Source organism: Paraburkholderia sp. SOS3, from assembly GCF_001922345.1.
GTDB lineage: Bacteria > Pseudomonadota > Gammaproteobacteria > Burkholderiales > Burkholderiaceae > Paraburkholderia.
Map to the genome: position 1 here is coordinate 205,525 of NZ_CP018812.1, position 11,042 is coordinate 216,566.

The following is an 11,042-nucleotide window of genomic DNA, read 5'->3' on the forward strand; positions in this document are numbered from 1 at the left end:
CCTGTATTGTCCCGACAAAGCGCTTTTGTGAGCGCGATCAGGTCTTTCGCGCGCGTGCCTCGAGCGCCTTCAAGGCCTCGCTGAGCTTCTTGACGCGGTCCACCTGCGCCGGCACCAATACCGCGCCGGAAACCGAATTGATACGATTTCGCCAATACGACAACGGAATGCCATCATTAGGCGAAATGCGTGGAATTATCCGTTCAAGGTGCTCAATGTCCTTTTCGATTTGATCGTGATTCATCGCGTTCCCCGTATTGACCGTATCTCGAGTCGTTCGTCTTTGCGAAAACGGTATTACTGAAAACCAGTTGCACCATTTCACGTGTCTATTATTTTTTCGAACGTCTTTCCGGTATTGCATGAAACGGCACGCCAGCTCGATCTGCCATGCATCGTCGCCGCGAACGACTGCGAACGAATATAGGACGTCGATCTGAAGGTGTCCGTTGCCCGCCGCACGGAAGTCGTCAGTCCGACTGCCTCGCATGCCGGCGCGCATGCTGTATAGGAGGAAATAAGAACGAGCGCCTGGTTCGCTCAATGAATCGACAGGAAATAAAATCCGACGTCCGGCAAATTATGCTGATTGACTAGGAAAAAAGCCGCTAATTTCGGAATAAGCGAGTCAGCAATCAGACAATGGGTAATCCAATCGGCTTTCACCCGTTTGTCGCGGTGCAGACGCGCCAGACGCGAGTCGCGACTCGTGCGCGTTTCCCGGGGTTCGCGCACGTTCCGCTTCTATTTGCCCTTGCACGCATACAGCAGATTACGAACACCGCTTTCCACCGTCTGGCGTACGACCTCATAGCCCGCGCCGCTGCAACTGGCCGCCGCCTGCTGGTCACAGGAATCCGAGCCGTTCGTACATTGGACGAGCGTCGTCGGACGACCGTCGGATGCAAACAACGGTGCGCTACTGCCGCAGCCGGCCAGAGCGGACACTGCCGCCAGCGCGGCCACGGTGCACATGGCTCGAACCGGACCGAACGCGCGAGCCGTACGCGCCGCCTCGAATAATTGACTGCCGGAGACCTGACTGCATTTCATGGGCAACCCCGCCTGGATCTGTTGGACCTGTTGGACCTGTTGTTTTTCGACGATGAGATTGTGCCATGCGAGCGCTACATTGCGTCATTGCGCATCGTCGGCGCCGGTTGGCCGGTCCGGCGCGGCAAGCGTCTTGTAGGGGGCAGGCGCGCTCACGCCCGTTCCTACGCGGATAAACACCTGCTCGACGTCCGGAATCGCCTCGAGCTGCTGGCGCAGCGCCTGCCGGTCGAATGACGCCGGCGCGCACCCCTCGGCGTAGACGAAGCGACGCTGCACGGTGATCCACAGGCTCGTGCCGTCGAACTGGCGGGAATCGGCGAAATGCGCGCGGATCGCCTCGGCAATCGGCTGATCGTACATATAGGAGTTCGGTTTCGTGCATTTGTGCGCGAGCCAGCAGGTCGTGCCGCGTTCGACCCGGTAATGCGCGTCGTCCTCCATCTGCGCGCGGGTCATCAGCGGGCCTAGCGGAAGCGGACAGCCGGGAAGCGTGTGGGACAGTGCGAAGAACGGGTCGTTGAACCAGTTCTTGCGTTCGAGCGGCGGCGCGACGGCGGCCGATGCAGCCGCTGAAGCCAGCGGGCCCGCGTACGACGGCAGGCCATGGCACAGGCACAGCGCTGCCGCCACGGACAAAAACGCGCGGACCGCCCGGCCGGGGACGCCCATGCGCATACGGCGATGTCGGCTACCCGAGTGTGTCATTCCTCCTCCTCACGCCGTGTCGGCACAGGCGCACCTCGCCAGCACGATCATTAGCACCTGCGTCCCGCCCGACGCTTAATTTCTCGACCGTCAGCACAACGTAAATCGGGTATTCTCATGAGCCTCGCGAAAGCGCGGGCACGGAATCTGTCGAAACGGGCGCCGGCAGCGGCGTGGGCCCGAGCGGCACCCACCGGTCGCGCGCCCACGGCGGGTTCACAGCCGATGTGGAAAACGAAGTTTTGGAGACGCCCCTTGTCCTTTGTCATCGTCCTTGCCGCTCTGGCATTTCTGATGTTCGCCGCCTACCGCGGCTACAGTGTGATTCTCGTCGCGCCGATCGCCGCGCTCGGCGCGGTGCTGCTGACCGACCCTGCAGCCGTCGCGCCGGTCTTTTCCGGCATCTTCATGGAAAAGATGGTCGGCTTCGTCAAGTTGTACTTCCCGGTATTTCTGCTGGGCGCCGTATTCGGCAAGGTCATTGAGCTCTCCGGCTTTTCCGAATCGATCGTCGCGGCCGCGATCCGTTACATCGGCCGCTCGCGCGCGAACGCGGTGATCGTCGCGGTCTGCGCACTGCTGACGTACGGCGGCGTGTCGCTGTTCGTCGTCGTGTTTGCCGTGTATCCGTTCGCAGCTGAACTCTATCGGCAGAGCAATATTCCGAAACGCCTGATGCCGGGCGCAATCGCGCTCGGCGCATTTTCGTTCACGATGGATTCGCTGCCGGGTACCCCGCAGATTCAGAACATCATCCCAACCACGTTCTTCAAAACCACCGCGTGGGCCGCGCCGGGCCTCGGCATCGCGGGGTCGCTGTTCATCATCGTCGTCGGACTCGCGTTTCTCGAATGGCGGCGCCGTTCGGCGATGGCCAAAGGAGAAGGCTACGGCACGTCGCTCGTCAACGAGCCGGAGCGCGTCGAGACCTCGCAATTGCCGCATCCGCTGCTGGCGGTCGCGCCGCTCGTGCTCGTCGGCGTCGCGAACTTCGCACTCACACGCTGGCTGCCGCAATGGTACGGCGCGTCGTACACCGTCGCGCCCGACGTATTGCCGGGCGTGCATGCACCCGTTACCGCGACGATCAAATCAGTGGTTGCGATCTGGGCAGTCGAAGGTGCGCTGCTGCTCGGCATTCTGCTCGTTGTGGCAACCGCGTTTGGCCGTGTGAGCGAACGCTTTGCAACCGGCACCAAAGCGGCGGTAGCGGGCGCACTGCTCGCGTCGTTGAATACCGCATCGGAGTATGGATTCGGCGGTGTGATTGCAGCGCTGCCCGGTTTTATCGTGGTTAGCGATGCGCTGAAGAGCATTCCGAATCCGCTCGTCAATGCCGCCGTGTCCGTCAGTTCGCTGGCCGGCATCACCGGTTCCGCGTCGGGCGGGATGAGCATCGCGCTCGCCGCGATGTCGGATCTGTTCATCAAAAGCGCGGAGGCCGCGCATATTCCGATGGAAGTGCTGCATCGCGTGGTGGCCATGGCAAGCGGCGGCATGGATACGCTGCCGCATAACGGCGCGGTCATCACGCTGCTGGCGGTGACCGGGCTCACGCACCGCGAGTCGTATCGCGACATTTTCGCTGTGACGGTGATCAAGACGCTCGCGGTGTTTTTCGTCATCGCGCTCTATTACGCAACCGGACTGGTTTAAAGCAGTCGCGAAAGCGGACCGGGCTGCCTGCTTCGGTCCGCTGCCCGGCATACGCCGCCTTGACGCCGTTTGCCGTGCCTCGGCGATGCAGAGGAGCACCAAGCCTACGCCCTTCCTCTTGCCGCGCGCCGATCGATACCGTCAAACATCGGTCAACCGGTGGACGACCATGTGCGGCGCGAGCGCCGCCACGGCCTCCTCCAGCGCCATGCGGCGCTCACGCAAATATTCTCCCGGCGCCGCAAACGCCATCCTGTCGCGCCCGTGGTAAGCCGACCGCGACCGCAGTGTGCAGCGACGCCGTTACCTAGCCTTTACCTAGCCTTTACCTAGCCGTTGCCGCCGTGAAACAACGTCAGCTTGTTCGACACCGATGTCACGCCCGGCACCGAGCGAGCGATCTGTTCGGCTTGAGCAATCTGCGAACCGTCCTTCACGCTGCCGCTCAACGTGACCGCACCGCCGCGCGCCTTGACGAACACGCCCGACGCATCGAAACCCTGAGCCTTGCTAAAAGCGCGCCGCACTGCTTTGGCGAGCGCCCGGTCCGCCTGTTTCGACGACTGCGCGGGGGCAGCAGTCGTCGCTGCATCATTTTGCGCGAGCGCGGGTGGAATCGCGAGCGCCAAGCCGGCCGTTAGCAACAGCACCTGAATGATCCTTCGTTTCATATCGCCTCCTCTTTGCGCGTTGTCGCCGTTATCGGCGGAAACGGCCCTGATTTTTAGCACTGTAGGCGATTCGGAAGAAATCCGCAGAGAAGCCCTGTGCGGCCTTGCCACGTAAGGAAGCAAGCCGCCAACAGGGCAAATCGAAGCGTGCCGCAGAGATTCAGCGAACGCTAAACACCGCGACCTGGCGTGCGAGGTCCTGCGACTGCTGATCGAGCGCCTGGGCCGCTGCGCTCGCCTGTTCCACGAGCGCAGCGTTTTGCTGCGTGATCGAATCCATCAGACTGATCGCCGTGTCGACCTGTTCGATGCCCGTGCGCTGTTCGAGCGCGGCCGCCACGATCGCGTTCATCACCAGCGCGAAGCGTTGCACTGTGCCGAGCACCTGCTGCATCGCGTGCTCGGCTTCGGTGACCAACCCGGTGCCGTCGGCCGCGGCACTCACCGAATCGGCGACCAACTCGCCGATCTGTTTCGCCGCGGACGACGAATGCTGGGCAAGTGCGCGCACTTCCGCGGCGACCACGGCAAAACCGCGGCCATGTTCGCCGGCGCGTGCCGCTTCAACGGCAGCATTCAACGCGAGAATATTGGTTTGAAACGCAATGCCGTCGATGATGCCGGTGATATCGGCGATCTTGCGCGAGCTCACGTCGATGCGGCTCATCGTGTCCGTCATGCGGCCAATCACACCACTGCTGCTTTGCGCGGCCGATGAGGCGTCATCGGCCAGACCGCGCGCCTGCTGCGCATGGTCGGCGTTCTGCTTGACGGTTGCGGTCAGCTCGCTCATGCTCGCCGCGGTTTCTTCGAGCGAAGCCGCCTGCTCTTCGGTGCGCGTCGACAGGTCGAGCGTGCCGGCAGCAATCTCACGCGTCGCGGTGCCGATCGCTTCGCAACTGTCGCGCACGGCCGTTACCGTCTTCGATAGTTGCACCTGCATCGTTTTCAAGCCGGCAAGCAATTGCCCCATTTCGTCCGCACGGCGAGTTTCGATGCTGCGGCTCAGGTCACCGGCCGCGATCGCATTGAAATGGCCAAGCGCATCCTCGAGCGGACGCATGATCGCGCGGCGCAATGTGATCCAGCCGACAATGGCGGCCAACAGCCCGATTGCGATCAACGTCGACGACGCGATCAGAAAAGTTCTGAACGAATGTTCCGCCTCTTCGTAACGGCGTTGCGCATTCGTGTAAAGCGTGCGCTTCAATGTTTCGTCGGCAACGGTCAAGTCGTTGAAGAGCGGGCTCAATTGCACGGTGCCGATGCGGTCGGCCGCCGCGCGTTCGCCCTTTTTCAGCGCGTCCATAAACGCGAGCATTGCATTGCGCAATGCCTCGCGATGCTGGTTCGCCGCTTCGATCAAGGACGCTTCGCCCGGCTCGTGCGGCTGTCCGACGAAGCGCCGCCAGGCGTCGTCCGATTGCGCAAGGTATTCGGTCGCACGCGCAATCTGGCGTCGCGTCACGGCATCGTCGACGTTGGCCGTTGCCGCGCCGAGCACAAGACGCATGCGCGCGATCAACAGTTCGGCCGCGCCGATATGCATCGTGGCCGCAAGCTTGTTCTGATACGTGTCGCGATTCGCACGGTTCGCCGTGTAACCGCCTTGCAGACCGAAGCCACCGATCGCAAGCATCAAGGCCGCAAGCAAAGCGACCGTCAGCGCAATGCGCGCTTGCAGTGTGAAGGCGCGGCGGCGTCTTGGCGTGAAGCGGCCGCTTGAACCAGCAGCGGCGTCGTCATGTGATGCGTCAACCGCATCGGCGGCCAGAGCGTACGTCATCGAATCAGGTCCCCGTATTCATCTTCTTATAGGTTGGATCGGCCGATTATGAATCGCCGAGCACTGAACTTCTTTGCATCGGTTCTACCGCGTTGGAGGCAACCGCATCAGGTTGGGCCTTGTTCTGCTGGGTGTTCGGTTGCACATCGCGGGCATGTTGAGAGCCGAAACGCACGCGATACAGCACCGACAGGACCGCCGAAAACACCGCCGTCACCACGAATAGCAGTGCAGCCGCATAGAAAAGCTGTGCGATCGGCAAATGTATCGACAGCAGCAAGCCGCCGATCACAGGCCCCGATACCGAGCCGATCTTACCGACCGAAATGGCACTGCCGACACCCGCCGAGCGGAACGAAGTCGGATAAATCATGCCGGCCACCGCGTACAAGCCATATTGCGCGCCGACCACGCAGAAGCCCGTCGCAAACACGGCAAGCATCAGCCATGCTTGCGATGTCGTGAAGCCGAGCGCGGCGGCGACCGGGGCGCCCAGCGCGGGCAGCGAGATAATCGCGAGCACGCCGTGGCGGTCGACGAAACGGCACAGCACGAGGCCGCCGATCACTCCGCCAACCGAGAACATCGTCGTGATGAGCCCCGCGCCTTGCGGATTGATGCCGATGCCTTCCATCAGAATCGGCAACCAGTTCTGCAGGAAGTAGAGCGTCATCGAGTTAACGATAAACACGATCCACAGCAACGGCGTGATGCCGGCCAGGCCGTCGGAGAAAATCAGCTTCAGCACGAAGCGCTTTTTCTCCTGCACTTCACCCGCGACGAATTGCGCATCCGCGGGAATCTGCAACTCCGGGCGCAGCCGCGCGACGAGTTTGCGCACCGCATCCACGCTGCGCTGGCGCACCACCAGCAGCTTCGCCGATTCCGGCAACGTGAAAATCAGCAGCACGGCGACGAGCAGCGATCCGCCGCCGCCGACCACGAACATCACCGGCCAGCCATAACGATGAATAAGCGACGAAGAAACGATCCCGCCGGAACCCGCCCCGATCGAAAAGCCCGAGAACATCAACGTGACCCACGTCGCGCGCAAACGCTTCGGCGCATATTCGGCCACGAGCGCAACCGAATTCGGAATCACGCCGCCCATACCGATGCCGGCGATGAAGCGCAGCAGCATCAATTCGTTCAACGACGTGACCCAAACCGATGCGAGCGTCAGTGCGCCAAAAAACAGGCTGCCCGAAACGATCGCCTTCTTGCGGCCGAAACGGTCGCCGATATATCCGAAGATAAACGAGCCGATCAGCGTGCCCAGCAGGCCCGCGCCGAACACCGCACCGAATCCGCCTCGCGCGACATGCCACTCCTTGATGATGGCGGGCGCCGCGAACGACACGGCCGTCTGATCGTAGCCGTCCATCAGCATGATCATGAAACACCAGAACAACAGCCCGACGGCGAAGCGCCCCGTCGTTTGTTCTTCTACCAGTGTCGCGATATTGAATGTCCGGTCTGCTTGCATGTGCGTTCCATATGCGTCGTCAGCGCACCGCGCATTCACGCGTGTGCGTTGCCGTGTTCTCCTCATGATCCTGCTTCTGCCCGTTGCAGCGCCGCTGCCCGGGAGCCACAATATAAGGCTCGCCGTGCAGCGGCAGAATCAAAAAATAGCAATGAAGAGATAGAAAAAAGTGAATAAAGCCGCTTATCTCTCACCTCTCGTCACGCCATAGCGCCTCCACGTCAGAACATATGGTTGATGCCGATCCGCCCAACCGTCTGTGTATTCGAGCTCGACGCGAGATAGCCGAACTGTTCGGCGTGCGCATTCGGTCCCGACGCGCGCTGCAGGCCGACGCCCGCGTAAACCTGCGTCACCTTCGACAGGTAGTGGGTAAAAAACAGGTTGTACTGATTGAACGCAAGGTTGTCGAACGTCGAGTGGTCGTACGTCACGCGCAGTATGTAAAGGTGTGCACCGCCGCTCAGATCGATATTCACGCCGGTCTGATAGTTGCGCTCGTGCTCCGCGCCCTGCGCGTTTTCGAGCTTGACGTCCGTGTACGTGAAGTGTGGCGTGAATGCGCCGATCACCACCGACCCGCCCACGGCAATCGTGCTGTAGCGGCTTGCGTTGAACTGCACGCCGGCGCGCAGCGGTTGGCCCAGCAGCGACGTCAGGCTAAAAACGCCGAACACATCCGCCGTACGGTTGTGCGACATCGTGTACGCGGCGCCGAATTTCACGATGCCGTTCCCGTATCGCACGCCGAAGCTGTACTGCCGTCCCGCGCTGAAATCGCCGGCCTGGTTGCCGAAACTGTTCATCACGCCGGCCTGAAAGCCGTGAAAATTGATCGTCTGGTACTTCACCGAGTTGTTCAGCGGATGCGTATTAGCAAGTCCGTCGAGATTGCCGATCGTATAGAACGACGAAATACCCGGTACCGAGTTGTTCAAGGCACCGACGTACTCGTAGATGTAGTCGGGAATATTGCCGAAGCTGAGCGAGCCCCACTTGTCATTCGCAAGCCCGACGTACGCATCGCGGTTGAAGAAGCTGTTCGGGTTGATTTGCGCCCCGGTATTGGACAGGTAGCCGGATTCGAGCCGCGCGAATGCGGAGTTGCCGCCGCCCAAGTCTTCCCGAAGCAGAAAACCCCAGCGGTCGGGCGTCCGTTTGCCTGCCGATTCCTGCACCAGATGGCCTCCGTGCGCGTTCGTCACGAAGTCGATACCCGTATCGATACTCCCGTATATCGTGGCAGACGACTGCGCGAGCGCAGGACAACTCAATAGCGCGGCACATCCGCCGACGAGCAATGGTGTCTTCAACTTGCCTCCAAATATTGTTTTGCGATGTTGTTATCGTGTCCGGCCGTGGTCTCCTTGACCGGCACGGCTGTCTGTCGTGCGTGAAGACCCGCGCTTCGCGTCATCGTCTCCAGTTGATTCGCTTCGCGCGTCGACAGTCTGTTGACGCAGCGCAAAGTTTAGCGATGTCATTTACGATTTTGAATCGTGAAATATTTATCAATCGATAGAACAATGCGAATACTCGCCTGGGGTATTTACCAGGGGATCCCGAAAAAACCGATTACGCGTCTTTAATCGCCGCTATTGCGCGTGCTACCATCCGCGCGATCAAAACGAGTTTCGAAACGGGAAAAATCCGCTCTCGCGGAGGAGAACAGAATGCAAGTCAGGGCAGTCCCGCCGCGGCGCATGGTCGTCGGCATCAGCGGAGCATCGGGCGTCGTATACGGCGTGCGGCTCCTGCAATTGCTCCGCCAGATGGACATCGAAACGCACCTGGTCATGAGCCGCTCCGCGCAGGTCACGCTCGCGCACGAATCGGACTACAGCGTCGCCGACGTGCGCGCACTCGCAACCGTCTGCTACTCGAACACCGACATCGGCGCCGCCATTTCGAGCGGCTCGTTCCCCGTGATGGGCATGATCGTCGCGCCCTGTTCGATCAAAACGCTATCGGAAGTCGCCACAGGCGTGACCAGCGGGCTGCTCTCGCGCGCCGCGGACGTCACCTTGAAGGAGCGCCGCCGGCTCGTGCTGATGGTGCGCGAAACGCCGCTGCATCTGGGCCACCTGCGCAGCATGACGAGCGTCACCGAAGCGGGCGCGATCGTCTATCCGCCGGTGCCCGCATTCTACGCGAACCCGGAATCGATTGAGGATATGGTCGACCATACGCTCGGCCGCGTGCTCGACCTGTTCGGCATCGAGACCTCGGTCGTGCATCGCTGGGGCATGTAGCCGGCATGCCTCCCGTCATGCGCCGCAATTAACAAAATTGCTCGATGATTCGTTCGGATTCTTTTGCTTCTTAAGTGTCAGGCGTTGTTTTAAAGTTCATTTCGGTTTCAACGGGTAATCCATTAAAACGGCATTAAAAAGATTTATCGATGGATTGATAAATTAACCCGATAAAACACGCCCAACACGAAAAGAGGTTGATTCGACGAATGAAGATAGTCATTGCGGGAGCCGGAATCGGCGGGCTGACGGCCGGCGTTGCGTTACTGAAGAAGGGCTTCGACGTCACGATTCTCGAGCAGGCGCAGGCGCTCAAGGAGATCGGCGCCGGCGTGCAGTTGAGCCCGAATGCGACGCGCGTGCTTTACCAGATCGGCGTCGGCGACACGCTCGAGGGCCTTGCGTGCGAGCCGCCCGGCAAGCGCGTGCGGCTGTGGAACACCGGCCAGTCGTGGCGCCTCTTCGATCTCGGCGCGGCGTCGCGGGAGATCTATGGCTATCCGTACTTCACGCTGCACCGCGCCGACCTGCACCAAGGGCTCGCCGACGCGGTCTATGCGCTCGCGCCGAACGCGATCCGCCTCGGCGAAAAGGTAGAAGGCATCAAGCAAAGCGGCGGGACGGTCGAGGTCACCACGGTTCAGGGCAACGTCTACGAGGCCGATCTGCTGATCGGCGCGGACGGCGTGCACTCGCGCGTGCGGCGCGCGCTGTTCGGCCCCGACGAACCCGTCTATTCGGGCGTGATGGCCTGGCGCGGCGTGATCGAAGCGGAAAAACTGCCCGAACATTTGCGCACCGCTTACGGCACGAACTGGGTTGGACCGGGCGCGCACGTCATTCACTATCCGTTGCGCGGCCACAAGCTCGTGAACTTCGTCGGCGCGGTCGAGCGTGACGGGTGGCAGGTCGAATCGTGGTCCGAACGCGGTACGCTCGACGAATGCCTGAAAGATTTCGAGGGCTGGCACGACGACGTGCGCGCGCTGATTTCCGCGATCGATATTCCTTACAAGTGGGCGCTGATGGTGCGTGAACCGATGACGCGCTGGAGTTCCGGTAACGCGACGCTGCTCGGCGATGCATGCCATCCGACGTTGCCGTTCCTCGCGCAAGGCGCCGGCATGGCGATCGAAGACGGTTATCTGATCGCGCGCTGCCTCGAACGCTACGCGGGCGACCTGCCGCGCGCGCTCGAGCGTTACGAAGCGTTGCGTCTCGACCGCACCGCGCGGGTCGTGCGCGGCTCGGCCGCCAACGCGACGCGCTTTCACAATCCGCAACTTGCGCACGCCGAAGGCGCGGCCGAATACGTCGACCGCGAATGGAGCGAGGAGCGCGTGAAAGAGCGCTATAACTGGCTGTTCGAATACAACGTCGATACGGTCGAAGTCTGATTTCAGCCGCCTGCCCTCGCGGGCGAAAGCCGG

At 61.4% G+C, this 11,042-nt stretch carries 10 protein-coding genes; 3 read left to right on the forward strand and 7 right to left on the reverse strand.

Annotated elements, in window-relative coordinates:
• Window positions 1–37: 37 nt before the first annotated feature.
• The 3 genes from BTO02_RS20985 to BTO02_RS20995 form a co-directional block, all read right to left on the reverse strand.
• On the reverse strand, window positions 38–244 hold the full coding sequence (locus BTO02_RS20985; RefSeq protein WP_075161241.1) for a hypothetical protein: 207 nt from the start codon (window positions 242–244) through the stop codon (window positions 38–40).
• Between the two features lie 500 nt (window positions 245–744).
• Window positions 745–975, reverse strand: coding sequence for a hypothetical protein (locus BTO02_RS20990; protein WP_075159192.1), 231 nt, complete (start codon window positions 973–975; stop codon window positions 745–747).
• Window positions 976–1,137: 162 nt separating this feature from the next.
• Complete coding sequence (locus BTO02_RS20995) at window positions 1,138–1,761, reverse strand: BON domain-containing protein (RefSeq protein ID WP_232243626.1); 624 nt, start codon at window positions 1,759–1,761, stop codon at window positions 1,138–1,140.
• Between the two features lie 255 nt (window positions 1,762–2,016).
• Here BTO02_RS20995 and BTO02_RS21000 point away from each other — a divergent pair, with 255 nt between their 5' ends.
• Window positions 2,017–3,417, forward strand: a complete 1,401-nt coding sequence (locus tag BTO02_RS21000; RefSeq protein WP_075159193.1) for a GntP family permease — start codon at window positions 2,017–2,019, stop codon at window positions 3,415–3,417.
• Between the two features lie 329 nt (window positions 3,418–3,746).
• Here BTO02_RS21000 and BTO02_RS21005 read toward each other — a convergent pair whose 3' ends face one another.
• The 4 genes from BTO02_RS21005 to BTO02_RS21020 form a co-directional block, all read right to left on the reverse strand.
• Complete coding sequence (locus BTO02_RS21005; protein ID WP_075159194.1) at window positions 3,747–4,088, reverse strand: BON domain-containing protein; 342 nt, start codon at window positions 4,086–4,088, stop codon at window positions 3,747–3,749.
• A gap of 160 nt (window positions 4,089–4,248) precedes the next feature.
• The gene (locus tag BTO02_RS21010) at window positions 4,249–5,874 is read right to left on the reverse strand and encodes a methyl-accepting chemotaxis protein (protein WP_075159195.1); all 1,626 of its coding nucleotides are present in this window, start codon (window positions 5,872–5,874) and stop codon (window positions 4,249–4,251) included.
• A gap of 46 nt (window positions 5,875–5,920) precedes the next feature.
• The gene (locus tag BTO02_RS21015) at window positions 5,921–7,360 is read right to left on the reverse strand and encodes an MFS transporter (RefSeq protein ID WP_083615293.1); all 1,440 of its coding nucleotides are present in this window, start codon (window positions 7,358–7,360) and stop codon (window positions 5,921–5,923) included.
• A gap of 221 nt (window positions 7,361–7,581) precedes the next feature.
• Entirely contained in the window at window positions 7,582–8,673 is a 1,092-nt protein-coding gene (locus BTO02_RS21020) for a porin (protein WP_075159196.1), read from the reverse strand.
• 360 nt (window positions 8,674–9,033) lie between these two features.
• Between BTO02_RS21020 and BTO02_RS21025 the strand changes: the two genes are divergently transcribed.
• Both BTO02_RS21025 and BTO02_RS21030 read left to right on the forward strand, forming a co-directional pair.
• The gene (locus BTO02_RS21025; RefSeq protein ID WP_075159197.1) at window positions 9,034–9,612 is read left to right on the forward strand and encodes a UbiX family flavin prenyltransferase; all 579 of its coding nucleotides are present in this window, start codon (window positions 9,034–9,036) and stop codon (window positions 9,610–9,612) included.
• Between the two features lie 209 nt (window positions 9,613–9,821).
• Window positions 9,822–11,009 carry an FAD-dependent monooxygenase gene (locus BTO02_RS21030; protein ID WP_075159198.1) on the forward strand — a complete coding sequence of 396 codons (1,188 nt, stop codon included), beginning with the start codon at window positions 9,822–9,824 and terminating at the stop codon, window positions 11,007–11,009.
• Window positions 11,010–11,042: the final 33 nt, after the last annotated feature.

What these genes read in the sequence shown, in the direction of transcription:
- BTO02_RS20985 (WP_075161241.1), bottom strand. Translation starts at nt 244, where the DNA reads ATGAATCACGATCAAATCGAAAAGGACATTGAGCACCTTGAACGGATA.
- BTO02_RS20990 (WP_075159192.1), bottom strand. Translation starts at nt 975, where the DNA reads ATGTGCACCGTGGCCGCGCTGGCGGCAGTGTCCGCTCTGGCCGGCTGC.
- BTO02_RS20995 (WP_232243626.1), bottom strand. Translation starts at nt 1,761, where the DNA reads ATGACACACTCGGGTAGCCGACATCGCCGTATGCGCATGGGCGTCCCC.
- BTO02_RS21005 (WP_075159194.1), bottom strand. Translation starts at nt 4,088, where the DNA reads ATGAAACGAAGGATCATTCAGGTGCTGTTGCTAACGGCCGGCTTGGCG.
- BTO02_RS21010 (WP_075159195.1), bottom strand. Translation starts at nt 5,874, where the DNA reads ATGACGTACGCTCTGGCCGCCGATGCGGTTGACGCATCACATGACGAC.
- BTO02_RS21015 (WP_083615293.1), bottom strand. Translation starts at nt 7,360, where the DNA reads ATGCAAGCAGACCGGACATTCAATATCGCGACACTGGTAGAAGAACAA.
- BTO02_RS21025 (WP_075159197.1), top strand. Translation starts at nt 9,034, where the DNA reads ATGCAAGTCAGGGCAGTCCCGCCGCGGCGCATGGTCGTCGGCATCAGC.
- BTO02_RS21030 (WP_075159198.1), top strand. Translation starts at nt 9,822, where the DNA reads ATGAAGATAGTCATTGCGGGAGCCGGAATCGGCGGGCTGACGGCCGGC.